Annotated in this window: 21 protein-coding genes, 2 tRNA genes and 1 pseudogene; 8 read left to right on the top strand and 16 right to left on the bottom strand. The window is 69.7% G+C overall.

Annotated features, from left to right (window positions below; all coding sequences use genetic code 11):
* Positions 1-103 precede the first annotated feature (103 nt).
* The 7 genes from R3F55_17225 (at position 104) to R3F55_17195 (ending at position 5,783) form a co-directional block, all read left to right on the top strand.
* The gene (locus tag R3F55_17225; GenBank protein MEZ5669144.1) at positions 104-310 is read left to right on the top strand and encodes a YnbE family lipoprotein; all 207 of its coding nucleotides are present in this window, start codon (positions 104-106) and stop codon (positions 308-310) included.
* Positions 307-669: a YdbL family protein gene (locus R3F55_17220; protein MEZ5669143.1), complete on the top strand. Its 363-nt coding sequence runs from the start codon at positions 307-309 to the stop codon at positions 667-669. Before R3F55_17225 ends, R3F55_17220 begins: the two co-directional genes overlap by 4 nt.
* A gap of 186 nt (positions 670-855) precedes the next feature.
* Complete coding sequence (locus R3F55_17215; GenBank protein ID MEZ5669142.1) at positions 856-1,773, top strand: MoxR family ATPase; 918 nt, start codon at positions 856-858, stop codon at positions 1,771-1,773.
* A gap of 2 nt (positions 1,774-1,775) precedes the next feature.
* On the top strand, positions 1,776-3,038 hold the full coding sequence (locus tag R3F55_17210; GenBank protein ID MEZ5669141.1) for a VWA domain-containing protein: 1,263 nt from the start codon (positions 1,776-1,778) through the stop codon (positions 3,036-3,038).
* 8 nt (positions 3,039-3,046) lie between these two features.
* On the top strand, positions 3,047-3,400 hold the full coding sequence (locus R3F55_17205) for an XdhC family protein (GenBank protein MEZ5669140.1): 354 nt from the start codon (positions 3,047-3,049) through the stop codon (positions 3,398-3,400).
* Positions 3,397-4,116: an XdhC family protein gene (locus R3F55_17200; protein MEZ5669139.1), complete on the top strand. Its 720-nt coding sequence runs from the start codon at positions 3,397-3,399 to the stop codon at positions 4,114-4,116. The genes R3F55_17205 and R3F55_17200 overlap by 4 nt, the downstream gene beginning before the upstream one ends.
* The gene (locus R3F55_17195) at positions 4,113-5,783 is read left to right on the top strand and encodes a molybdopterin-binding/glycosyltransferase family 2 protein (GenBank protein MEZ5669138.1); all 1,671 of its coding nucleotides are present in this window, start codon (positions 4,113-4,115) and stop codon (positions 5,781-5,783) included. The genes R3F55_17200 and R3F55_17195 overlap by 4 nt, the downstream gene beginning before the upstream one ends.
* A gap of 34 nt (positions 5,784-5,817) precedes the next feature.
* Here R3F55_17195 and mepA read toward each other — a convergent pair whose 3' ends face one another.
* From mepA to R3F55_17130, 13 genes and pseudogenes are all read right to left on the bottom strand, one after another.
* Entirely contained in the window at positions 5,818-6,714 is an 897-nt protein-coding gene (gene mepA, locus R3F55_17190; GenBank protein ID MEZ5669137.1) for a penicillin-insensitive murein endopeptidase, read from the bottom strand.
* 97 nt (positions 6,715-6,811) lie between these two features.
* Positions 6,812-6,887, bottom strand: a tRNA-Val gene (locus tag R3F55_17185).
* 85 nt (positions 6,888-6,972) lie between these two features.
* Complete coding sequence (locus R3F55_17180; protein MEZ5669136.1) at positions 6,973-7,245, bottom strand: HU family DNA-binding protein; 273 nt, start codon at positions 7,243-7,245, stop codon at positions 6,973-6,975.
* Positions 7,246-7,390: 145 nt separating this feature from the next.
* Positions 7,391-9,802: an endopeptidase La gene (gene lon / locus R3F55_17175; GenBank protein MEZ5669135.1), complete on the bottom strand. Its 2,412-nt coding sequence runs from the start codon at positions 9,800-9,802 to the stop codon at positions 7,391-7,393.
* Between the two features lie 175 nt (positions 9,803-9,977).
* Entirely contained in the window at positions 9,978-11,240 is a 1,263-nt protein-coding gene (gene clpX, locus R3F55_17170; GenBank protein MEZ5669134.1) for an ATP-dependent Clp protease ATP-binding subunit ClpX, read from the bottom strand.
* 180 nt (positions 11,241-11,420) lie between these two features.
* On the bottom strand, positions 11,421-12,053 hold the full coding sequence (clpP, locus tag R3F55_17165; GenBank protein ID MEZ5669133.1) for an ATP-dependent Clp endopeptidase proteolytic subunit ClpP: 633 nt from the start codon (positions 12,051-12,053) through the stop codon (positions 11,421-11,423).
* Positions 12,054-12,140: 87 nt separating this feature from the next.
* Positions 12,141-13,574, bottom strand: coding sequence for a trigger factor (tig, locus tag R3F55_17160; protein MEZ5669132.1), 1,434 nt, complete (start codon positions 13,572-13,574; stop codon positions 12,141-12,143).
* Between the two features lie 75 nt (positions 13,575-13,649).
* Positions 13,650-13,734 (bottom strand) — tRNA-Leu (locus R3F55_17155).
* A gap of 115 nt (positions 13,735-13,849) precedes the next feature.
* Positions 13,850-14,728: an NAD(P)H-hydrate dehydratase gene (locus R3F55_17150; GenBank protein MEZ5669131.1), complete on the bottom strand. Its 879-nt coding sequence runs from the start codon at positions 14,726-14,728 to the stop codon at positions 13,850-13,852.
* Positions 14,717-15,142: pseudogene (locus R3F55_17145) on the bottom strand (NAD(P)H-hydrate epimerase). Before R3F55_17145 ends, R3F55_17150 begins: the two are co-directional and overlap by 12 nt.
* Positions 15,143-15,157: 15 nt before the next feature.
* Positions 15,158-15,310, bottom strand: a complete 153-nt coding sequence (locus R3F55_17140; GenBank protein ID MEZ5669130.1) for a hypothetical protein — start codon at positions 15,308-15,310, stop codon at positions 15,158-15,160.
* Between the two features lie 29 nt (positions 15,311-15,339).
* Entirely contained in the window at positions 15,340-16,401 is a 1,062-nt protein-coding gene (locus R3F55_17135; protein MEZ5669129.1) for a hypothetical protein, read from the bottom strand.
* 5 nt (positions 16,402-16,406) lie between these two features.
* Entirely contained in the window at positions 16,407-17,903 is a 1,497-nt protein-coding gene (locus R3F55_17130) for a CoA-acylating methylmalonate-semialdehyde dehydrogenase (protein ID MEZ5669128.1), read from the bottom strand.
* A 132-nt stretch (positions 17,904-18,035) separates the two neighbouring features.
* Between R3F55_17130 and R3F55_17125 the strand changes: the two genes are divergently transcribed.
* Positions 18,036-18,704: a DsbA family oxidoreductase gene (locus tag R3F55_17125; GenBank protein MEZ5669127.1), complete on the top strand. Its 669-nt coding sequence runs from the start codon at positions 18,036-18,038 to the stop codon at positions 18,702-18,704.
* Between the two features lie 24 nt (positions 18,705-18,728).
* Here R3F55_17125 and R3F55_17120 read toward each other — a convergent pair whose 3' ends face one another.
* The 3 genes from R3F55_17120 to R3F55_17110 are packed head-to-tail and all read right to left on the bottom strand — an operon-like array spanning position 18,729 to position 23,439.
* A complete protein-coding gene (locus tag R3F55_17120; protein MEZ5669126.1) occupies positions 18,729-19,673 on the bottom strand; it encodes a hypothetical protein in 945 nt (314 codons plus the stop codon).
* The gene (gene mfd / locus R3F55_17115) at positions 19,670-23,164 is read right to left on the bottom strand and encodes a transcription-repair coupling factor (GenBank protein MEZ5669125.1); all 3,495 of its coding nucleotides are present in this window, start codon (positions 23,162-23,164) and stop codon (positions 19,670-19,672) included. Before mfd ends, R3F55_17120 begins: the two co-directional genes overlap by 4 nt.
* Complete coding sequence (locus R3F55_17110) at positions 23,161-23,439, bottom strand: succinate dehydrogenase assembly factor 2 (protein MEZ5669124.1); 279 nt, start codon at positions 23,437-23,439, stop codon at positions 23,161-23,163. Before R3F55_17110 ends, mfd begins: the two co-directional genes overlap by 4 nt.
* Positions 23,440-23,508 lie beyond the last annotated feature (69 nt).

Raw genomic sequence — 23,508 nt, 5'->3', positions numbered from 1 at the left:
GCAACCGGGCGTGCAGGCGCGACGGCGATAACAGGGAGGACACAATTTGTCCAAGCATTGCCACAGAAAGGTCCCATTCGGTGCTCATCTAGCGTGCATGCGGGTGTATCAGGCATCGGTTCTGGCGGCTTTTTTGGGGTTGGTCGCAGCCTGTGATCCCGTTGTACGGATTGAGGCTCCGGACAAACCGATCCAGCTCGAGATCAACGTGACCATCCAACAGGAGGTCCTGATCAAGGTCGATCGCGCGCTGGATGACGTTTTTGCTGAACAAGGAGACATCTTCGGATTGTCGGGAGATTCGGAATGAGTGGTGGTATCAAAAGCATCGCGCACAAGCTCGCGGTGCGCGGGTCTGCCGCCGTGCTGGCGCTGGGCCTGATTATCGGACCCGCCGCCGCCGATGCCCTGTCGGACGCGCGTGCGGCCGGGTATATCGGCGAACGGCCGGACGGCTATGTTGCGCTGGTCGACAACGGAGCGCCGGGCGACGTCCGCGCGCTGGTCGACCAGATCAACTCGCAGCGCTATGCCGCATACCAGAATGTGGCCAGCCAGACCGGTGCGCCGATCGACCAGGTCGGTATCATCGCGGCCCAGCGCATCTACAGCGAGGTCCCGTCGGGCACCTTCCTGCTGTCCCAGTCGGGCCAGTGGTATCGGAAATAGCCGGGCCGCCCGGCGCGGCACCGGCGTGGGAGGCCAGTTTGCCGCGTCGCTGACCCTCGCAATTTCCGACGCGCTGCCTTAAGTCTTGTCGTGCGCCGCTCCATCGGGGCGGCGCATGCGTTTTCCGCCGGCGCGACGTCGCACCCACGACGCGGGGCCGGCCGCAGACTGGGGACCCGCGCGTAGATGACACTGCCGACATCGGTCGACGAGACCGTCGATCTTCTCGCCCGCGGCGACTATGTCGCCGACCGCAGCCTGGCCACCGCCGTCTACCTGTCGCTGAAGCTCGGCCGTCCCCTGTTCCTCGAGGGCGAGGCCGGCGTCGGCAAGACCGAGATCGCCAAGGTGCTGGCGACGACGCTGGACCGGCGGCTGGTCCGGCTGCAGTGCTATGAGGGTCTCGACGTCGCCTCGGCGGTGTACGAGTGGAACTATTCCCGGCAGATGATCGAGATCCGCCTGGCCGAGGCGGCCGGCGAGGCCAATCGCGAGCATCTGGGCAGCGACATCTTCGACGAGCGCTTCCTGATCAAGCGGCCGCTGCTGCAGGCGCTGGAGCCGAGCCTGAGCGGGCCGCCGGTGCTGCTGATCGACGAGCTCGACCGCACCGACGAGCCGTTCGAGGCCTATCTGCTGGAGGCGCTGAGCGACTTCCAGGTCACCATCCCGGAGATCGGCACGATCGCGGCGGAGACGCCGCCGATCGTGATCATCACCTCCAACCGCACGCGCGAGATCCACGACGCGCTGAAGCGGCGCTGTTTCTACCACTGGGTCGACTATCCCGGCGCCGAGCGCGAGCTGGAGATCGTCCGGCTGAAGGCGCCGGAGGCGGACAGGCGGCTGTCGCGCCAGGTGGTGATGTTCGTGCAGAAGCTGCGCAAGATGGACCTGTTCAAGCTGCCCGGCATCGCCGAGACCATCGACTGGACCAAGGCGCTGACCACGCTGGACGTGATCGAGCTCGACCCCGACACGATCAACGACACCATCGGCGCCCTGCTGAAATACCAGGACGACATCGCCAAGCTGCAAGGGTCCGAGGCGCAGCGCATCCTCAACACCGTCAACGCCGAACTGGCCGTGGTCGCCAACGTCTGACCATGCAGCCGCCGAACGCGACCCGAAACGACCAGGCTTGGGCCCATGTCACCGGCGGCCAGGGCAAGCTGGTCGCCAACATCATGCACTTCGCCCGCGCGCTGCGTGCGGCCGGCCTGCCGATCGGGCCGGGCAAGGTGATCGAGGCGGTCAGGGCGGTGGAGACGGTCGGGCTGGAGCGCCGCGCCGACTTCTACTGGGCGCTGCATGCGGTGTTCGTCAACCGGCGCGACCAGCGCGACCTGTTCGACCAGGCCTTCCACATCTTCTGGCGCAACCCGCAGCTGCTGGAGCGGATGATGGCGCTGGTGCTGCCGTCGTTCGAGGCCGACGCCGGCCAGCCGAAGCCGGACGAAAAACAGATCAGCCGGCGGGTCGAGGAGGCGTTCCGCAAGGACCGCGACCAGCCCGACGGTGCCGAAGGCGAGCAGCAGGAGGAGCAGGAGGTCGAGCTCGACGCGGTGATGACCATGTCGGACCGCGAGCTGTTGCAGGAGATGGACTTCGAGGACATGTCGTCGGAGGAACTGGCCGAGGCGCGCAAGGCGATCGCGCGCATGCGCCTGCCGATCATGGCGATGCCGACACGCCGCTTCCGTACCACGGCGCAGGGCACCCGCGCCGACATGCGCGCCACCCTGCGCGCCGCGCTGCGCAGCGGCGGCCACGACATTCCGCTGAAGATGAAGAAGGCCAAGCTGCGCCACCCGCCGCTGGTGGTGCTGTGCGACATCTCCGGCTCGATGGCGCGCTATTCCCGCCTGTTCCTGCACTTCCTGCACGCCATCACCAACGACTACGACCGGGTCCACACCTTCCTGTTCGGCACCCGGCTGACCAACGTCACCCGGCACCTGCGCGCCAAGGATGTCGACGTGGCGCTCGACGCCTGCGCCGAGGCGGTGGAGGACTGGTCAGGCGGCACGCGCATCGGCGCCTGCCTGCGCGATTTCAACGTCAACTGGTCGCGCCGCGTGCTGGGCCAGGGCGCGATCCTGCTGCTGATCTCCGACGGCCTGGACCGCGACGCCGGCGAGGGCCTGGCCGAGGAGATGGAGCGGCTGCACAAGTCGTGCCGCAAGCTGATCTGGCTCAACCCGCTGCTGCGCTTCGAGGGCTTCGAGCCGAAGTCGCGCGGTATCCGCGCCATCCTGCCGCATGTTGACGAATTCCGGCCGGTCCACAATCTCAACAGCCTGATGGCCCTGACCGAGGCGTTGAGCGCCCCGGCGATGACGACGCCGCAACCGCGGCTGGCAGCGTGAGGTGGACGATGCAAGCGCAGGCAACGGAACAGGATAACCTCTTCGCCGGGCCCGACGCGGTGATCGAGCGGATCGCCGCCTGGCGGGCCGAGGGCCGCAAGGTCGCGGTCGCCACCGTGATCCGCACCTGGGGCTCGTCGCCCCGCCCGGTCGGCAGCCAGCTCGGCATCGACCAGGCCGGCGCCATGGTGGGCTCCGTGTCTGGCGGCTGCATCGAGGGTGCCGTCGTCGAACAGGCGATGGCCGCCATGCAGGACGGCGCGCCGCGGCGGCTCGCATTCGGCGTCTCCGACGAGGACGCGTGGCATGTGGGCCTGGCCTGCGGCGGGCGGGTCGAGGTCTATGTGGAGCCGGTCGAATGAAGGCCGAGACGCTGGCGGCCCTGCGGTCGGCACGCGCGGGCAAGCGCAGCTTCGTCATCGTCACCGCGCTGGAAGGCGGCGCGCAGGCCTGGGGCGAGCGGCCCGATGCGCTGGCCGGCGCGCTCACGCTGACGGCCGCCGAGCGCACGGCCGTCGCCCACCACCAGCGCGACGACAAGAGCGGCGTCGAGGCGCCCGAGGACCGCGAGCTCTTCATCCAGGTGTGGGCACCGCCGCTGCGGCTGGTGCTGGTCGGTGCGGTGCATATCGCCCAGCCGCTGGCGCCGATGGCGGCAATGGCCGGCTACGACGTCACGGTGGTCGACCCGCGCGGGTCCTTCGCCACCGCCGACCGCTTCCCGGGCGTCAGCCTGTGCACCGACTGGCCGGACGACGCGATCGCCGGCCTGGGGCTGGACAGCCGCACCGCCATCGTCACCCTGACCCACGACCCCAAGCTGGACGACCCCGCGCTCGACGCCGCGTTGCGCTCGCAGGCGTTCTACATCGGTGCGCTCGGCAGCCGGAAGACCCATGCCAAGCGGGTCGAGCGGCTGCGCACGCTGGGCCATGGCGAGGCGGCGCTGGCGCGCATCCACGGCCCGGTCGGACTGAATATCGGTGCGGCGTCGCCGCAGGAGATCGCGATCTCGATCCTGGCCGAGATCACAGCCGCGCTGCGCAGCGACCCGCCTGCGCGGGACGCCGCGGCGTGAGATTCGGGCCGGTCGCGCTCGACGACGCCGGGGGCGCCTATCTCGCCCACTCCGTGCGCGTCGCGACGGCCGGCAAACCGCGCATCTTCAAGAAGGGGCGCCGGCTCGGCGCCGACGATATCGCGGCACTGCGCGCCGCCGGCATCGCGCAAGTGATCGCGGCCCGGCTCGACCCGGGGGACGTGCACGAGGACGAGGCCGCGCGCCGGCTGGCGGAAGCCTGTGCCGGCGAAGGCTTGGCGGTGACGGCGCCGTTCACCGGCCGCTGCAACCTGGTTGCCGAGGGGCGTGGGCTGCTGTTGCTCGACGCGGCGCGCGTCGACCGGATCAACCAGCTCGACGAGGCGATCACCATCGCCACCCTGCCCGCCTTCGACGCCGTCGAACCCCGGCGGATGGCGGCGACCGTCAAGATCATCCCGTTGGCCGCCGACGGCGCCGCGCTGCAGCGTGCAATCGCGATTGCCGGCGAGGGCGGAGCGCTGGCGCGGCTGGCGCGGTTCGTGCCGACCCGGGCGGCCCTGATCCAGACCCGGATCGACGGGATGAAGGAATCGATCCTCGACAACACCGTGGCGGTCACCCGCGACCGGCTGGCGGCGGCCGACAGCAGCCTGATCGAGCCCGACCTGCGCTGCGCCCACGACGCGGCGGCACTGGCGGCGGCCCTGGACCAGGCGCTGGCGGCCGGCCCCGACATTGTGCTGATCGCCGGCGCGTCGGCCATCGTCGACCGACGCGACACGCTGCCGGCCGCGATCGAGGCCGCCGGCGGCCGCATCGAGCATTTCGGCATGCCGGTCGACCCGGGCAACCTGATGCTGGTCGGCGCGCTCACCCGGACCGACCGCGACGTGCCGGTGCTCGGCCTGCCAGGCTGTGCCCGCTCGCCCAAGCTGAACGGCTTCGACTGGGTGCTGCAGCGACTGATCGCGCGGGTCCCGGTGCGGCGCACCGACATCATGGCCATGGGGGTCGGCGGCCTGCTGAAGGAGATCGCGAGCCGTCCGCAGCCGCGCGACAAGGCGGTTGAGGAAAGCGAGGCGGCGGTGGTGAAGGCCCCGCATGCGCCGCGGATCGCGGCCGTCGTGCTGGCCGCCGGCCAGTCGCGCCGGATGGGCGCGGAGAACAAGCTGCTGGCGCCGCTCGATGGCGTTGCGATGGTGCGGCGCGTCGCGGAAACGGTGTGTGCGAGCGGCGTTTCCGAGGTGGTGGCGGTGACCGGTCACGAGCATGCGGCCGTGGCCGACGCGCTGGCGGGCTTGCCGGTGAAGCTGGTGCACAACCCCGACTTCGCCCAGGGGCTCAGCACCTCTGTCCGCACCGGGCTGGGCATCGTCTCGGCCGAGGCCGACGGCGCCCTGGTCCAGCTCGGCGACATGCCGGACATCCGCAGCGACACGCTGGACCGGCTGATCGCCGCGTTCAACCCGGCTGAGGGCCGCGCGATCTGCATCCCGACCTTCAACGGCCGGCGCGGCAACCCCGTGCTGTGGGGGCGGCGTTTCTTCGACGACCTGGCACAGGTGCGCGGCGACAGCGGCGGCCGCCAGATCCTGGCAGACTATGCCGAGCTGATCTGCGAGGTCGGCACCGACGACCCGGGCATTCTCATGGACGTCGACACCCCGGAAGCGCTGGCCGCGATCCGCCGCCGCAGCGCCTGAGCGACCCCGGGCCGGCCTGCCAGCGGATGGACCGCTAACGCGCCAGCACCTGCATGCAGCTGGCCGGCAACGGCGGCGGTGGCGGCGCCGGCTCGGTGCTCGGCTGGTTCGGGCCATCGGTGAACCACCAGGCCAGGTCGTCGCCGCAGCCGTCGCCGGCCGGAAGCGGCGCCTGCGGGCGGCACTCCGGGCTGTCCGGCGGACAGACCAGCCGGACGTGCATGTGCTCGTCGTGGCCGTACCACGGCCGGATCTTTGCCAGCCAGGAGCGGTCGCCGGTCACGGTTTCGCACAGCTCGCGCTTGATCACCGCATTGGCGAAGATGCGGTCGACATAGGGGTTGGTCGCGGCCAGCCGGTACATCTCGACATGGGCCGGCGACCAGAAGCTGCGGTCGATCTGGGTGGTGCCGGGCAGCACGGCGGAACGGGAGACCGGGTCGGTGCGCAACGACACGTCCATCGCCAGCAGGTTCGCCGGCAGCAGCTGCAACCAGATGTCGGCATCCAGGCCCAGCTCGTGGCTGGCATGGCCGGTGATCGGTCCGCCGCGCGGCTGGCCGATGTCGGCGACCATCAGCACGCCGAGGCCGTTGCCGACCATGGCGAAGCCAAGGTTCTGGATGAAGGCGATCATCGACGGGTGGCCCCAATAGCGGTTCCGCTGCGGCCTGATCACCGAGTAGCCTACCCCATCGAGCGGCAGGCTGACGGCCCCGTCGATGCAGCCGTTGCTGTAGGTGCCGATGACGTGGGTCGGGCCGCTCGACGGCTGTGCGACCGCACCCCATTCCGCTTCGTCGCCTGGACGGTCGGCGCGTGCGCCGGTGGCCCAGCAGGCCATGGCGAGGATTGCGGGCAGGGCCAACGCCGCGACCCGGCCGAACGGCCGGCGCGGCGACCACGAATCGTGGCTGACTGATGTGCGCATGATGCCTGAATACGGCACCGCCGGGCCCGGCGCAACGGCGTGTCAGACAGGCGCGGGCTCTACCGCCCGGCCGCCGGCGCCCCGGCGCGGTGCGGCATGGTGGGCGGTGACGGGATCGAACCGCCGACCCTCTCGGTGTAAACGAGATGCTCTGCCAGCTGAGCTAACCGCCCTGCCATCGCATCGCGCGAGCTGGGACCCGGAATCCAATACGCCGGCTGCTGCGGCCGCCGGCGTATTGGTCAGGACTTGAAGAGCTTAGTTCAGGGCGTCTTTGAGGGCCTTGCCAGCCTTGAACTTCGCCTGCTTGGAGGCCGGGATCTTGATCGGCTCGCCGGTGCGCGGATTCCGGCCCTGGCTCGCCGCCCGCTTCGACACCGCGAAGCTGCCGAACCCGACGAGCCGGACTTCCTCGCCCTTCTTCAGGGCGGCGGTGATCGAGTCAAACACCGCATCGACCGCTCGCGTCGCGTCCGCGCGTGTCATCCCGCCACTCTCGGCGACGGAGGCAATCAAGTCATTCTTGTTCACGAGGCGGTCTCCCCTCCTATTATGTGTCCGTGAAACGTCGCAACCCTGTCACCCGGGCCCCGCACTCTACTGAGCGCACCGAATAGCGTCAATTCGCACTCGGCCGCGCGGCAGCGAAATCCGGCGGAGTTCCGGCGCCGCACGCTCAATGCGCGACGACGCCCGAGTGCTCCTCATCGGCCCCGGTTGCACGCACGGTAGATGATTCGTCCTCCTCTTGCCATTCGATTGGCACCAGCGGCGCCACGAGGGCGTGCGCCAGCACTTCATCGACCGTGGCCATCGGGACGATCTGCAGCCCGCGCTTCACGTTGTCGGGGATTTCGGCCAAATCCTTTTCGTTGTCGCGCGGGATCAGCACCGTCTTGATGCCGCCGCGATGGGCGGCCAGCAGCTTCTCCTTCAGCCCGCCGATCGGCAGCACCCGGCCGCGCAGCGTGATCTCGCCGGTCATCGCCACGTCCCGGCGCACAGCGATGCCGGTCAGCACCGACACGATCGAGGTGATCATCGCCACGCCGGCCGACGGCCCGTCCTTCGGCGTCGCGCCCTCCGGCACGTGGACGTGGATGTCCTTCTTCTCGAACAGAGTCGGCTTGATGCCGAACACGACCGAACGCGAACGCACGAAGCTGGCGGCGGCCTGCACCGATTCCTGCATCACGTCGCCGAGCTTGCCGGTGATCGTCATCTTGCCCTTGCCGGGCACGGTTACCGCCTCGATCGACAAGAGCTCGCCGCCGACCTCGGTCCAGGCCAGGCCGGTGGTGACGCCGACCTGGTCCTCCTCCTCGGCCTCGCCGAAGCGGAATTTCTTCACGCCGGCGAATTTCTCGAGGTTGCGGCGGGTCAGCGCGACCTTCTTGGTCTTCGGGTTGCTCATCAGCTCCTTGACCGCCTTGCGCGCCAGGTTGGCGAGTTCCCGCTCCAGGTTGCGGACGCCGGCCTCGCGCGTGTAGTAGCGGATCAGGTCGCGCAGCACGTCGTCGGACAGCGTCCACTCGCCGTCCTTCAGGCCGTTGGCCTCCATCTGCTTCTGGATCAGGTGCCGGCGGCAGATCTCGACCTTTTCGTCCTCGGTGTAGCCGGGGATGCGGATGATCTCCATGCGGTCCAGCAGCGGCTGGGGCATGCGCAGCGTGTTCGCCGTGCAGATGAACATCACGTCGCTGAGGTCGTATTCGACCTCGAGATAGTGATCGGTGAAGGTCGCGTTCTGCTCCGGATCGAGCACCTCGAGCAGGGCGGACGACGGGTCGCCGCGCCAATCGGCGCCGAGCTTGTCGACCTCGTCGAGCAGGAACAGCGGGTTCGACGACTTTGCCTTGCGCATGCCCTGCAGCACCTTGCCCGGCATCGAGCCGATGTAGGTGCGGCGATGGCCGCGCACTTCCGCCTCGTCGCGGACGCCGCCCAGCGACATGCGCACGAACTTACGTCCGGTCGCCTTGGCGATCGACTTGCCGAGCGAGGTCTTGCCGACGCCGGGAGGCCCGACCAGGCACAGGATCGGTCCGCGCACGTTGCCGGTGCGGTTCTGCACCGCCAGATACTCGACGATCCGCTCCTTGACCTTCTCCAGGCCGTAGTGGTCGGTGTCGAGCACCAGCTCCGCTGCGCGCAGGTCCTTCTTGACCTTGGTCCGCTTCTTCCACGGCAGGCCGAGCATCCAGTCGAGGTAGTTGCGCACCACCGTGGCCTCGGCCGACATCGGGCTCATGGTCCGCAGCTTCTTGACCTCGGCCAGCGCCTTCTCGCGGGCCTCCTTCGAGAACTTGGTCTTGGCGATGCGCTCCTCGAGCTCGGTGAGCTCGTCGCGGCCATCGTCCATCTCACCCAGGTCCTTCTGGATGGCCTTCATCTGCTCGTTCAGGTAGTACTCGCGCTGGGTCCGCTCCATCTGCTTCTTGACCCGGCCGCGGATGCGCTTCTCCACCTGCAGCACGCCGATCTCGCCCTCGAGATGGCCGTAGATCTTCTCCAGCCGCTCGCCGACGCCGATCGTCTCCAGCAGGTCCTGCTTGTCGGGAATCTTCAGCGACAGGTGCGACGAGACGGTGTCGGCCAGCTTCGACCAGTCGTCGATCTGGTTGATCGACACCAGCACCTCCGGCGGCACCTTGCGGTTCAGCTTGATATACTGCTCGAACTGGCCGACGATCGTGCGGGCCAGCGCCTCGGTCTCCTGGCTGTCCGCGCCCTCGTCGCCGACCGCCTGGGCGGTGGCCTGGAAGAACTGCGGGTTGTCGACGAAGCCGGAGACGACGGCCCGCTGCACGCCCTCGACCAGCACCTTGACGGTGCCGTCGGGCAGCTTCAGCAGCTGCAGCACGGTGGCGATGGTGCCGACCTCGTAAAGGTCGCCCGCCGCCGGGTCGTCCTGGGTCGCATCGCGCTGGGTCAGCAGCAGAATCTGCTTGTCGTCGCGCATCACGTCCTCAAGCGCGCGGACCGACTTCTTGCGGCCGACGAACAGCGGCACGATCATGTGCGGGAACACGACGATGTCGCGCAGGGGAAGGACCGGAAAAAGCGAAGTGTGCCGTTCGTCCACCATGATTCCTCGATCTGCGCGCCCGTGCGGGAGCCCCCGTCGGGCGCAGGCGCCGGATTGGGCCGTGGCCGGCCCTCGCACCAGTTCGGCGCGACACGCCGGGCCCTGAGGCCCGAGCCCTGCAAACATGGTGCCGGCCCGGGGAGGGATCAACCCCGGGCCGCGGCAGGCGAAGGCGTCAGGCGCTGGCTTCTTCGGACCGTTTGTCGCTGTAGCAGTAGAGCGGCTTCGCCCGCCCCTCGACCACCTCGGCGTTCACCACGATCTCTTCGACATTCTCGAGGCTGGGCAGCTCGTACATCGAATCGAGCAGGATGCCTTCCATGATCGACCGCAGCCCGCGCGCGCCGGTCTTGCGGGCGATGGCCTTCAGCGCCACCGCACTGAGCGCGTCGTCGGTGAAGGTGAGCGTCACCCCCTCCATCTCGAACATCCGCTCGTACTGGCGGACCAGCGCGTTCTTCGGCTTGGTCAGGATGTCGATCAGCGCCTCGGTGTCGAGGTCGCGCAGGCTGGCGATCACCGGCAGACGGCCGATGAACTCCGGGATCAGCCCGAACTTGAGCAGATCCTCCGGCTCGACCTCCATCAGCAGGTCGCCGGTGCGCCGGTCGTCCGGCCCGCGCACGTCGGCGCCGAAGCCGATCGAGGTGCCCTGGTTGCGCTGGGCGATGATCTTCTCCAGACCGGAGAAGGCGCCGCCGCAGATGAACAGGATGTTGGTGGTGTCGACCTGCAGGAACTCCTGCTGCGGGTGCTTGCGGCCGCCCTGCGGCGGCACGCTGGCGACCGTGCCCTCCATGATCTTCAGCAGGGCCTGCTGCACGCCCTCGCCCGACACGTCGCGGGTGATCGACGGGTTGTCCGACTTGCGGCTGATCTTGTCGACCTCGTCGATATAGACGATGCCGCGCTGCGCCCGCTCGACATTGTAGTCGGCGGCCTGCAACAGCTTCAGGATGATGTTCTCGACATCCTCGCCGACATAGCCCGCCTCGGTCAGGGTGGTGGCGTCGGCCATCGTGAACGGCACGTCGAGGATGCGGGCCAGCGTCTGCGCCAGCAGGGTCTTGCCGCAGCCGGTCGGCCCGACCAGCAGGATGTTGGACTTGCCCAACTCGACGTCGTTGTTCTTGGCGCCGTGCGCCAGCCGCTTGTAGTGGTTGTGAACCGCCACCGACAGCACGCGCTTGGCATGCTCCTGGCCGATCACGTAGTCGTTCAGGACCTTGTTGATCTCCGACGGGGTCGGCACGCCGTCGCGCGAACGCACCAGCGTGGTCTTGTTCTCCTCGCGGATGATGTCCATGCACAGCTCGACGCATTCATCGCAGATGAACACGGTCGGGCCGGCGATGAGCTTGCGAACCTCGTGCTGGCTCTTGCCGCAGAACGAGCAGTACAGGGTGTTCTTCGTATCACCGCTGCTTGATTTCGTCATATCCGCTCCAGTTCCGCCACCATCCTCCGGGTCGTCGCCCCGGCCGGTGGTCCCGATGCAGCTTCGGCGCAGCGCACCGGACCATGCAACATTGCAACCTGCGGCAAAGCACCGTACAGCGCAACCCGGTCGTAGCTCAACCGTAGCACTTTGGCATCAAGATGGGGTTAATCGCCCCGGTCACGCCTTGGACGCGCCTTCCGCGCCCTTGCCCTCCGGCACCTGCCGCTGCGCCACCACCTCGTCGATCAGGCCGAACGCGACCGCCTCCTCGGGCGTATAGAACTTGTCGCGTTCCATCGCGTCCTCGATCTTCTTCAACGTCTGGCCGGTGTGCTTGACATAGATCTGGTTCAGGCGCTCGCGCGTTGCCAGGATTTCCTTGGCATGGATCTCGATATCCGTGGCCTGGCCCTGATAGCCGCCCGACGGCTGGTGCACCATCACCCGCGCATTGGGCAGGGCGAAGCGCTTGCCGGCTGCACCCGACGCCAGCAGCAGCGAGCCCATCGACGCCGCCTGGCCCATGCAGACCGTCGACACCTCGGGCCGGATGTACTGCATGGTGTCGTAGATCGCCATGCCGGACGTGACGATGCCGCCCGGCGAATTGATGTACATGGCGATGTCCTTGTTCGGATTCTCCGCCTCAAGGAACAGCAGCTGGGCGCAGACCAGGCTGGCGACCGTGTCGTTGATGCCGTCGGTGATGAAGATGATCCGTTCCTTCAGCAGCCGCGAATAGATGTCGAAGGCCCGCTCGCCGCGGCTGGTCTGCTCGACCACCATCGGCACCAGGGTATTCATGTACATCTCGCGTGGGTCGAACACGGCCTTGCCTTTCAAAACGACTCGGGAATGCGCTTCAGCCTAGCGCGGAACCGTAAATGAAAAAGCCCCTCACCCGTGGTGATGCCCGTGATCGTGATCGTGATCATGGTCATGATCATGATCGTGGTCATGATCGTGGTCATGGGCGTGCACGTTGGCGGCCTCGTCCATCGCCCCCGGCAGGCTGATCGCCGCGGCGGCGAGCTCGTCGAAGCTGACCGTCTTCTCGCTGACCTGGGCGCGGTCGATCAGATAATCCACCACCTTGTCCTCGAAGATCGGGCCGCGCAGGGCCTGCTGGGCCTGGGGCTGCTTCTGGTAGAACTCGAACACCTTCTGCTCCTGGCCCGGATAGCGCCGCGCCTCGGCGACCACGGCGCGCATCAGCTCCTCGTCGCTGACCGTGATCTGGTTCTTGGTGCCGATGTCGGACAGCAGCAGACCCAGCCGCACGCGCCGCTCGGCGATGGCGCGGTACTCGTCGCGCAGCTGGTCCTCGGACTTGTCCTTGTCCTCGTCGTCAACCTCGCCGCGCTCCCGCGCCTGCTCGACCTGCTGCCAGATCTGACCGAACTCCATGTCCACCATCGTCGGCGGCACGTCGAAGCTGTGGCGCTCGGCCAGGATGTCAAGCAGGTCGCGCTTCATCTTGCTGCGGCCCATGGTGCGGTATTCGCGGGTCAGCTGGTCGCGGATGGTGGTGCGCAGCGCCTCCAGGCTTTCCGCGCCCAGCGACTTGGCGAAATCCTCGTCGATCGGCACGTCGACCCGGGCGCGCAGCTCGTTGATGGTGACGTCGAACTGCGCCGTCTTGCCGGCCACCTCCGGCGACGGATAGTCGGCCGGGAAGGCCACGTCGAAGGTGGTCTGGGTGCCGGCCTTCAGGCCGATCAGGTTCTGGTCGAACTCCGGCAGCAGGCCGCTGGAGCCGAGCTGCACACTGACATTTTCCGCGGTGCCGCCAGCGAATGCGACGCCGTCGATCGAGCCGCTGTAGTTGATGACCAGCACGTCGCCCTCGGCCGACGGCCGGTCCTCGCTCACCGGCTCGGTGCGTCGCTGCTGCTGGGCGATGCGGCCCAGCGCCTCGTCGACCGCGCCGTCGCTGACCTCGGCGGTCAGCCGCTCGAGCTTGAGGTCGTCGAGCTTCGGCGCATCGATCTCGGGCAGATTCTCAAGCGCGATGGTGAACTCGACGTCCTGCTCCGGCTCCAGCTTCTGGACGTCGATCTTCGGTTCCAGCGCGGGGCGCAGCTTGTGCTCCTCGATGGTGTCGCGCACGCTGTCGCGCACCGCGTTCTGCACCTCCTCGGCGAACAGCGACTGGCCGAAACGCTTGCGCAGCAGCGCCGTCGGCACCTTGCCGCGGCGGAAGCCGGGCAATTGCGCGGTCTGCGACAGCTCGTTCAGCCGCGTCTCGATGCGCTGGCCGACCTCCCCGGCCGTCAGGACGATCTTGAACTCGCGCTTGAGCCCCTCGTTGACGGTCTCCGTAACCTGCATTGTCTTTTGTCCTTCTCGGCGTCGGCCGATGCTGTTCGCGATCGGGTCTGGCGTTCGATATCGGGTCGCTTCGGCTGGTGCGGGCGGAGGGACTTGAACCCCCACGGCTTTCGCCACCAGAACCTAAATCTGGCGTGTCTACCAATTCCACCACGCCCGCGCATTCCGCGGCAATTGGCGTCGGCGCGCGGCCGAGGAGAATTCGGCCGCGAGCCGCCGGTCTTCCTATAGGAACAGGTCGAGCGGGGTCAAGCGAGCCCGGGTGACGGCATGTATCAACCGGCGCCGCGCGGCATCTCCCACAGCGGCGCGACCGCGTCCGCCAGCGCATCGGCGCTGCTGCGCGTCATGGCGTGTCCGGCGCGAGAATGGCACGAGACGGCCAGCGCCGCGGCCTCGAACGCCGGCAGGCCCGTGGCCATGGCCGCGCCGACGATGCCGCTCAGCACGTCGCCGCTACCGGCCACGGCCAGCGCCGCCGGCGCGTCGGCGTTGATCGCCGCGCGACCGTCCGGCGCTGCAATTACGGTGTCCGGGCCCTTGAGGACCACGACCGCGCCCAGGAACGCCGCCGCCTCGCGCGCACGGTCCAGCTTGCCGGCGCCCGGCCGGTCGCCGAACAGTCGGGCATATTCGCCCTCGTGCGGGGTGACGACGCAATCCGCCCGCACCAGGCCGGCGAACGCCGGCGCGGCGCCGGCGAAACACGACAGGCCGTCGGCGTCGACCACGGTCGCGCAGCCGGCGGCGAGCACGGCGGAAACCGTCGCGCGCGCGGCCGCGTCGCGGCCGAGACCGGGCCCGACCACCGCGGTCTTGCGGCGCGGCTCGTCGAACCAGGCGGCGATCGCCTCCGGGCCCGCGGCCTCGCGCACGATCAGGCCGGCCAGGTCGTTACGATAGGTGGCGGCCCGCTCCGGCGGGCTGAGCACCGTGACCAGGCCGGCGCCGGCGTGCAGCGCGGCACGGCCGGCCAGCCGGGCGGCGCCGGTCATTTCGGTCCCGCCGACCACCCCGACCTGTCCGCGGTCGAACTTGTGCCCGTCGGCGCGCAGGGCGGGCCGGTGGCGCCCCCACAGCCAGCCGCCGTTGCGCCAGGTCCGCGGTCCGACCCCATGCAGGACCGCGGCAGGGATGCCGATCTCGGCGACCACCAGTTCGCCCGCGAACGCCCTGCCCGGCATCAGCAGGTGTCCCGGCTTGGGCCGGAAGAAGGTCACCGTCAGGTCGGCCGCGCGGGCGTAGCCGAGCACCCAGCCGCTGTCGCCGCTGATCCCCGACGGCACGTCCACGGCGACCGTGGCGGCGTCGCGCGGCACGCCTTCCAGCGCCTCGCGCACCACGCCGGTCACGGCCCCCTTCAGCCCGGCGCCGAACACCGCGTCGACCACCAGCTCCGCCGCCGCCGCGCTGTTGGCCCGCAGCGGCTCGACCGGCCCGTCCCACAGCGCCGCATGATGCGCCGCGTCGCCCTTCAGCGCATCGCGCGCGCCGAGCAGGCAAAGCGTGACCGGCCAGCCCCGCCGCCGCAGAAGCCGGGCGACGACGAAGCCGTCGCCGCCGTTGTTGCCCGGGCCGCACCGTCATCCTGTGCGGCGGGCTCCCCAGCGCAAGCAGATCGCATCGGCGACCGCGCGGCCGGCATTCTCCATCAGCGCGATGCCGTCGATGCCGCCTGCGATCGCCGCGGCGTCGGCGGCATACATCTCGCCGATGCTGAGCAGTTCGTCGGCCATGGCTGCCGCCCGACCCGCCGCGCGCCGCGCTATTGCACCGCGATCTGGCCCCGCCGGATCGCCGCGATCAGGCGGTCGTCGACGTCGGCCAGTTCGGCCGCCTCCTCGCGCAGCGCGGCGTGGATAATGACCAGTGTGCCCGATTCGCCGTTCAGCGCCGAGACCCGGAACAGCATGCCGAGCTGGTCCTCGTCGCACGATGCCGCGCGGCGCTGGATGTCGTCGCCCGCCCCCGGCTCGACCAGCGGGCTGGTGGTGTATTCGCCGCCGCACCCTTCGGTGAACACGGCGAGGATACGCTCGATCGCGCGGTCGAGGCGCCGCTCGCGCGGGGCGATGGTGTAAAGCGCGCCGTAGACGGCACCGTCGGTCCAGGCGGCGCGGGCGTCGCCCAGGAAGTCGTCCAGCTCCTCCGGCGTCAGCAGGGCGAAATCGTCGAGGCCGGCCGCGCCGAGGAAGCTGCGCGCGACCGTCTGGTCGAGCGTGATCGGGTCGACCAGGATGGTGCGGTCGCGCGGGTCGGCGTCGGGATCCGCGATGGCGCCGGCCGCCGGCTCCTCGTCCGCCACTGCGACCGGCTCGACAGACACGCCGATGCGCGCCGCCACCGTGCAGTCTTTCAGCGCGGCGATGGCTGCCGGCCCGTTGACGATGACGAACTGAAAATTCTGGCTGCCCTGGGTCACCGAGATCGCCGGCGCCTGCGCCAGTTCGGCGAGGATGGCGTCGCCGTCGGCGAAGCGCACCAGCAGCAGGGTGGAATCGACCGCGGTCGCGGTCTCGTCGTAGCTGCTGTTACCGCCGAGCCGGAAGCCCATCGGCTGCTGCTCGGCCAGCGACAGCGCCCAGCGGGGGTTGCGCACGCCGAGCGAAACCCCGCCGCCCCCGTCCAGCGCCACCACCAGCGACATCTGGCGGTCGAACTGGGCGGCCATCATGCAGTGGCTGAAGCTTTGCGATTCCGCCGCATAGAATGCCGATCCGGCCCAGGGGTCGACCGAGAAGGCGAAATCCGGCTGCTGCGCCGAGGCCGCGGATGCGGCGCCGGCGACGTACAGCGCGGACAACGTGGGCAGCGGGACCCGGCGCACGGGCGCTACTTCATGGTCGGCATGACGAACTCCGCGCCGGCGCGGATGCCCGTCGGCCAGCGCGAGGTGATCGTCTTCAGCTTGGTGAAGAAGCGCACGCCCTCCTCGCCGTGCATGTGGTGGTCGCCGAACAGCGAATCTTTCCAGCCGCCGAAGCTGTGATAGGCCACCGGCACCGGGATCGGCACGTTGACGCCGATCATGCCGATGCGGGCCCGGTTGGCGAAATCGCGCGCGCTGTCGCCGTCGCGGGTGAAGATGGCGGCACCGTTGCCGAACTGGTGGTCGTTCACCAGGTCGACCGCCTCGGCATAGTCCTTGGCGCGCACCACCGACAGCACCGGCCCGAAGATCTCCTCCTTGTAGATCCGCATGTCCGGCGTGACCCGGTCGAACAGGCTGCCTCCCATGAAATAGCCGTTCTCGTAACCCTGCAGCTTGAGCCCACGGCCGTCGACGACGAGGTCCGCCCCCTCCTCCACGCCGAGGTCGATGTAGCCGGTGACCTTGTCGAAGTGGGTCCGGGTCACCAGCGGTCCCATTTCCGATTCCGGGTCGGTGCCGACGCCGACCTTCAGGCCCTGCACCCGCGGCTTCAGCATCGAGATCAGCCGGTCGCCGGTCTGCTCGCCGACCGCGACGGCGACCGAGATCGCCATGCAGCGCTCGCCCGCCGCGCCATAGGCCGCGCCCATCAGCGCGTCGGTGGCCTGGTCCATGTCGGCGTCGGGCATCACCACCATGTGGTTCTTGGCGCCGCCCAGCGCCTGCACCCGCTTGCCGTGGGCACAGCCGGTCTCATAGATGTATTTCGCGATCGGCGTCGACCCGACGAAGCTGACGGCCGCGATGCCGGGGTGGGTCAGGATCGCGTCGACCGCCGCCTTGTCGCCGTGCACCACGTTGAACACGCCGTCGGGCAGGCCGGCCTCCTTCAGCAGGTCGGCCAGCATCAGCGACGCCGACGGGTCGCGCTCCGACGGCTTCAGGATGAAGCAGTTGCCGGCGGCGATCGCCACCGGGAACATCCACATCGGCACCATCGCCGGGAAGTTGAACGGCGTGATGCCGGCGACGACGCCAAGCGGCTGGCGCATCGCCCAGCTGTCGACCGCGGTGCCGACGTTCTCGGTGTAGGCGCCCTTCAGCAGGTGCGGAATGCCGCAGGCGAACTCGACCACCTCCAGGCCGCGCGTCACCTCGCCGTCGGCATCGCTCAGCACCTTGCCGTGCTCCGCGGTGATGATGGCGCCGAGCTCGGCCCGGTGCTGCTCCAGCAGCTCCTTGAACTTGAACATCACCCGTGCGCGGCGCAGCGGCGGCGTGGCGGCCCATTGCGGGAATGCCGCTTGCGCGGCCTCGACCGCGGCGTCGACCTCCGGCCCGGCGCCGAGCACGACCTGGGCCTGCACCTCGCCGGTGGCGGGGTTGAACACGTCGCCGACACGGCCGCCGTTCAGCGCAACCCGCTTGCCGCCGATGTAATGCTGCACTGACCGCATGGCTTTCCTCCCCCGGGATGGTGTCCCAGCCGGCGCCGGGTTCGTTGACTGTCCGGTTGCGGGTTATAGTGTCTAGGGGTGAACGCCGCAATTCACCCTGGCGGAACAGCGGCGAAATGACGGAGGCCGGCGATGACAGGCGACAAGGCGGCGCGGCGCGTCCGCGTCGACGTGGTTTCCGACGTGATCTGCCCCTGGTGCTTCATCGGCAAGCGCAACCTGGAAGCCGCCCTGGCCAGCCGACCGGACATCGCGGTCGACGTGCATTGGCGCGCCTTCCAGCTCAACCCCGACATGCCGCGCGACGGCATGGAGCGTCGCGCCTATCTGGAGGCGAAGTTCGGGCGCAGCGACGGCGGCGGCATCTATGAGCGGGTCACCGCGGCCGGCCAGCGTGCCGGTATCGATTTCGCCTTCGACCGCATCGCGCGGACGCCGAATACCGTGGCGGCCCACCGCCTGATCGCCCTCGCCGCCGAGGAAGACCGTCAGGACGCGGTGGTCGAGGCGCTGTTCGACGGCTACTTCCGGGCAGGCCGCGACATCGGATCGCTCGACCAGCTGGCGGCGCTGGCGCAGACCGCCGGCCTGTCCGAGGTGGCAATCGAAAAGCTGCGCGGCTCGGACGCCGCCGAGGCCGACGTGCTGGCCGAGGACGAGATCGCCCGCCAGTCCGGCATCCACGGCGTGCCGTGCTTCATCGTCGACCGGGCATTCGCCGTGTCCGGCGCGCAACCGCCGGAAACGCTGGCCGCGGCGCTGGACCACGCCCTGGCGATGCGGGACCAGGCGGTCGCATAGCGCCGGCGTGGCGCCAAGCCCGGCTCAGAAATCGCCCGGTCCGTAGACCGGGCCCGTCACCACGACCTCGAATGCGGTCCCGGGCACCCGGCGAAGCTGCGCCAGATCGTCGTCGACCCAGCCCGGCGACGGCGCGCCGCTGACGAACCAGCCGGTGCCGTTGTCGGCCACGATCAGCCCGTAACGCTTCAGCGCCTCCAGGATAACCCGCGCCTGGCCTTCGAAGCCGGCGAGGTCGAAATCGGCGCGCAGCCGCAGCCGCAGGCCCATCGGCGGCAGGTCGGGATCGTCGGACTGCGAGGCCCAATGCGTGGCCGGCGGGACGAACCCGCGCCGGGTCTGCGGAAGCGTCACCCGCAACGCATGCCTTATCGTGCCCGACGCCACTTCGTCGTAGCGGACCAGGCCGGGGAAGATCGGCAGGCCGGCGGCGTCAGCCGAGGTCCAGCCCAACGGACGCAGCGCGTTCGACGAAAGGTCGAACACCGCGCCGGACTCCGCCGACCAGCCGGCGCCGGTGCGGGCGGCCCGGTAGAGTTCGTAGAGCCGGCAGCCATCGGCGTCGACGACCAGCACATGGTCGTCGTTGCCGCCCTCGACGACCGCCTCGTCCGGAATCGGATAGGGGCCGGGGTCGCTCTCGTCGGCATAGTCGGTGAACCGCACCGGCACCGGCGGCTGGCCGGCGCCGACCACGGCATAGGGGATGCCATAGTCCGGATCCTCGCCGAAGTCGGCGCGCAGCATGCGGTCCTCGCCGGCGGTCAGCCGCGCGACGATCGCCGCCGAATCCGGGGCCACCGGCGCCGCGGCGATGTCCCAGTTCCAGGGATTGTCGGCCGGGAACACGGCGCAGCGGCCGACCCGCGGCGGCTCGGTGAATGCAGCCGGCGACCATGTCGGCTGCTGCGCCAGCGCGACGCCCGCCAGCGTCGGCAACGCCGCCAAACCACACAGCCAGCGGCTCATGCCGCCCGTGCCTCGACCAGCTCGCGCAGCCGGCGCAGCAGGAAGCGTGTGCCCTTCACCCGCTCGCTCACGTTGGTCCAGTCGCGGCGATAGACCAGCCGATGGTCGGGGCGCAGCGCCACGCGACCGGCCTGGCCGGCAATGAAGCTGACCAGGCCCTGCGGGTTGGCGAAGCGGTTCTCGCGGAACGCCACCACCGCGCCCTTCGGCCCCGCATCGAGCTTCTCGATGCCCGCTGCCCGGCAAAGATTTTTGATTTCAACGATCTGGAGAAGGTTTTCGACACCTTCGGTGAGCGGGCCGAACCGGTCGATCAGCTCGGCGGCGAAGGCCTCGATCTCCGACTTGTCGTGCAGGTCGGCGGCGCGCCGGTACAGCGACAGGCGCAGCCCCAGGTCCGGCACATAGTCCTCGGGGATCAGCACCGGAATGCCGATGGTGATCTGCGGGGTCCACTCCGACTCGCCGACGTCGTCGACCCGGCCCCGCGCCTCCGCCACCGCCTCCTCCAGCATCTGCTGATAGAGCTCGACACCGACCTCGCGGATCTGGCCGGACTGCTCCTCGCCCAGCAGGTTGCCGGCGCCGCGGATGTCGAGGTCGTGACTGGCCAGCGTGAAGCCGGCGCCGAGCGAATCCAGCGTCTGCATCACGTGCAGGCGCCGTTCGGCCGCCTCGGTCAGCACCTTGCCGGGCGTCGTCGTCAGATAGGCATAGGCACGGATCTTGCCGCGGCCGACCCGTCCGCGCAGCTGGTAGAGCTGGGCCAGCCCGAACATGTCGGCGCGGTGGATGACGATGGTGTTGGCATTGGGCAGGTCGAGGCCGCTTTCGACGATCTGGGTGGACAGCAGCAGGTCGAAGCGCCGCTCGTAGAAATCGGTCATCACCGCTTCCAGATCGCTGGGTGCCATCTGGCCGTGCGCCACCCGCATGCGCACCTCCGGCACCAGCTTCTCCAGCCGCTCGCGGACGGTCTCGAGATCCCTGACCCGCGGGCAGACATAGAAGATCTGGCCGCCGCGATAGCGCTCGCGCAGGATCGCCTCGCGGATCACCACGCCGTCATAGGGCTGCACGAAGGTGCGCACCGCCAGCCGGTCGACCGGCGGCGTCGCGATCATGCTCATCGTGCGCACGCCCGACAGCGCCATCTGCAGCGTGCGCGGGATCGGTGTCGCGGTCAGCGTCAGCACGTGCACGTCGGTCTTCAGCTGCTTCAGCCGTTCCTTCTGCGCCACGCCGAAATGTTGTTCCTCATCGACAACAAGTAGGCTCAAACGTTTGAATTTGATCGTTTTTGCCAGCAGAGCATGCGTGCCGACGACAATGTCGACGGTGCCGTCGGCCACGCCGGCGCGCACCGCCGCGGCGTCGCGCGACGCCACCAGGCGCGACAGCTGCGCCACCCTCAGCGGCAGGTCGGCGAAGCGCTGGCGGATCACCTCGTAATGCTGCCGGCACAACAGCGTGGTCGGCACCACCACCGCCACCTGACCGCCGGCCATCGCCGCAACGAAGGCGGCCCGCAGCGCCACCTCGGTCTTGCCGAAGCCGACATCGCCGCAGATCAGCCGGTCCATCGGCTTGCCGGACGCCATGTCGTCCAGCGTCTGCTCGATGGCGCGCAGCTGGTCGTCGGTCTCGGGATAGGGGAACCGGGCGGCGAACTCGTCGTAGATGCCGGCCGGCGTCGCCAGCTTGTCGGCGACGCGGACCTCGCGCTCGGCCGCGACCCGGATCAGGTGCGCGGCGATCTCGCGGATGCGCTGCTTGACCTTGGCCTTGCGCGACTGCCAGCCGGCCCCGCCGAGCCGGTCGAGCTGGGTCATGCCGTCGGCGGTGCCGTAGCGCGACAGCACCTCGATGTTCTCGACCGGCACGAACAGCTTGTCGTCGCCGGCATAGAGCACGCGCAGGCAGTCGTGCGGCGCGCCCGCCGCCTCGACCGCAACCAGCCCGTCGTAGCGGCCGATGCCGTGGTCGCGATGAACCACGAGGTCGCCGACCGCCAGCGCCGTCGCCTCGGTGATGACGTTCTCGGCCTTGCGCTGGCGCCGGGCCGGCCGCGCCATGCGCTCGCCCAGGATGTCCTGTTCGGTGATCACCGTCAGCCGGTCGGCGCGGAAGCCGGTCTCCAGCGGCGCCACCACCGCGCCGACCACCCGCGGCGGCAACGCCAGCGCCTGCTGCCAGCTGTCGACCCGCGTCTGCGCGTCGAGCCCGTGCTCGGCCAGCAGGCCGGACAGGCGGTCGCGCGCGCCGGTCGACAGCCCGGTCACCACCACCCGGCGGCCGTCGCCGTGCTCGACCCCGATCGCGGCGACCACCGAGTCGAACAGGCCGGAGTCGTGCCGCGCCCGCGCCTCGGCAAAGGACGGGCTGCCGCGCGCGCCGGCGTCGCGGGTGTGCTTCTCGCCTGCGATCTCGAAATGGGTCAGCTGCGCTACCGGGCGCACCGCCAGGCTGGCATCCCAGTCCGCCGCCGAGAGATAGAGCCGCTCCGGTGGGACCGGCCGGTAGACGCCGCCGCTGTCGGCCGCGGCGCCGGCGGCGGCGCGGGCCTGGAAATAATCCTGGATCGTGTCCAGCCGCGCATCGCGCGCCTCGACCGCCTGTTCGTCCAGGGCCACCGGCACGCCCGGCAGATAGTCGAGGATGCCGTCCAGCGCGCCGTAGAACAGCGGCAGCCAGTGCTCCATGCCGGCATAGCGGTGGCCGGCGCTGACGGCCTCGTACAGCGGGTCGGCACCGGCAGTGGCGCCGAACAGTGCCCGGTAGCCCTCGCGGAACTGGCGGATGCGCTCCGGCGTCAGCGTGATCTCGCTGACAGGCGCCAGCACCAGCTTCTTCCGGCTCGCGGTGGTGCGCTGGTCGACCGGGTCGAAGGCGCGGATCTCCTCCAGTTCGTCGCCGAACAGGTCGAGGCGCAGCGGCACGTCGCTGCCGGCGGGAAACACGTCGATGATCCCGCCGCGCGCGGCATATTCGCCCGGCTCGCGCACCGTGGTGGCGCGGACATAGCCGTTGCGCTCGAAGAACTGCAGCAGCCGCTCGCGGTCGATCGTCTCGCCGACCCGGGCGGAGAGGCCGGCATCGACGAAGGTCGCGCGCGGCGGCACGCGCTGCAGCAGCGCGTTGACCGTCGTCGCGACCAGCGTCGGCCGGCGGTTGGCGGTGCCGGCCTCGGCCTCCGCCGCCAGCGTGGTCAGCGTCTCGATCCGGCGCGCGACCACGTGGCCGTTGGGCGAGGCACGGTCATAGGGCAGGCAGTCCCAGGCCGGAAACTCGAGCACCCGCACGTCGGGCGCGAAAAAGGCGACGCTGGCCGCGGTCAGCGCCAGCCGCGCGTCGTCGCGCGCGACGTGCAGCACGCGGCGGCCGGGTGCCCCGGACAGGTAGTGCGCCAGCAGCAGGGCGTCGACGCCGGCCGGCACCGATCCGACCGTCAGCCGGCCCGGCGCGTCGAGGATGTCGGCGAGGTCGATCACCGGTCGGCAGGCCGGTAGCGATGGGCGCGCAGGCGACGCAACACCGGGCCGTCGAGCGCCGGCGGCGGGTCGGCCCGGCCGGTGAGCCACAGCCACAGGTCCGGGTCGCTGGCGTCGAGCAGGCGCTCCAGCTCGGCGACCTCGACCGCGTCGAAACCCGGCACATGGGCGCGCGCGAACTGGCCGAGCAGCAGGTCGGTCTCCTGCGTGCCGGTGTGCTCGCTGCGATAGATCAGCCGCTTGCGGCGGATATCCAGGTCGGCGGCGTCCGCCATCTTCGTGCTCCTCAGGCCCGCAGGGTATATAGCCAGCAGGACGCCCCGCCAATGCCGCATCACCGGACC

The sequence above is a fragment of the Alphaproteobacteria bacterium genome (assembly GCA_041396705.1).
Lineage (GTDB): Bacteria > Pseudomonadota > Alphaproteobacteria > CALKHQ01 > CALKHQ01 > CALKHQ01.
Note: the sequence above shows the minus strand (reverse complement) of the source record. Positions and strands in the feature narration are given on the sequence as shown.

What these genes read in the sequence shown, in the direction of transcription:
- R3F55_17140 (MEZ5669130.1), bottom strand. Translation starts at nt 15,310, where the DNA reads ATGGCCGACGAACTGCTCAGCATCGGCGAGATGTATGCCGCCGACGCC.
- tig (MEZ5669132.1), bottom strand. Translation starts at nt 13,574, where the DNA reads ATGCAGGTTACGGAGACCGTCAACGAGGGGCTCAAGCGCGAGTTCAAG.
- R3F55_17210 (MEZ5669141.1), top strand. Translation starts at nt 1,776, where the DNA reads ATGCAGCCGCCGAACGCGACCCGAAACGACCAGGCTTGGGCCCATGTC.
- R3F55_17110 (MEZ5669124.1), bottom strand. Translation starts at nt 23,439, where the DNA reads ATGGCGGACGCCGCCGACCTGGATATCCGCCGCAAGCGGCTGATCTAT.
- R3F55_17120 (MEZ5669126.1), bottom strand. Translation starts at nt 19,673, where the DNA reads ATGAGCCGCTGGCTGTGTGGTTTGGCGGCGTTGCCGACGCTGGCGGGC.
- R3F55_17220 (MEZ5669143.1), top strand. Translation starts at nt 307, where the DNA reads ATGAGTGGTGGTATCAAAAGCATCGCGCACAAGCTCGCGGTGCGCGGG.
- R3F55_17125 (MEZ5669127.1), top strand. Translation starts at nt 18,036, where the DNA reads ATGACAGGCGACAAGGCGGCGCGGCGCGTCCGCGTCGACGTGGTTTCC.
- R3F55_17215 (MEZ5669142.1), top strand. Translation starts at nt 856, where the DNA reads ATGACACTGCCGACATCGGTCGACGAGACCGTCGATCTTCTCGCCCGC.
- R3F55_17130 (MEZ5669128.1), bottom strand. Translation starts at nt 17,903, where the DNA reads ATGCGGTCAGTGCAGCATTACATCGGCGGCAAGCGGGTTGCGCTGAAC.
- lon (MEZ5669135.1), bottom strand. Translation starts at nt 9,802, where the DNA reads ATGGTGGACGAACGGCACACTTCGCTTTTTCCGGTCCTTCCCCTGCGC.
- R3F55_17200 (MEZ5669139.1), top strand. Translation starts at nt 3,397, where the DNA reads ATGAAGGCCGAGACGCTGGCGGCCCTGCGGTCGGCACGCGCGGGCAAG.
- mepA (MEZ5669137.1), bottom strand. Translation starts at nt 6,714, where the DNA reads ATGCGCACATCAGTCAGCCACGATTCGTGGTCGCCGCGCCGGCCGTTC.
- clpX (MEZ5669134.1), bottom strand. Translation starts at nt 11,240, where the DNA reads ATGACGAAATCAAGCAGCGGTGATACGAAGAACACCCTGTACTGCTCG.
- R3F55_17205 (MEZ5669140.1), top strand. Translation starts at nt 3,047, where the DNA reads ATGCAAGCGCAGGCAACGGAACAGGATAACCTCTTCGCCGGGCCCGAC.
- clpP (MEZ5669133.1), bottom strand. Translation starts at nt 12,053, where the DNA reads ATGTACATGAATACCCTGGTGCCGATGGTGGTCGAGCAGACCAGCCGC.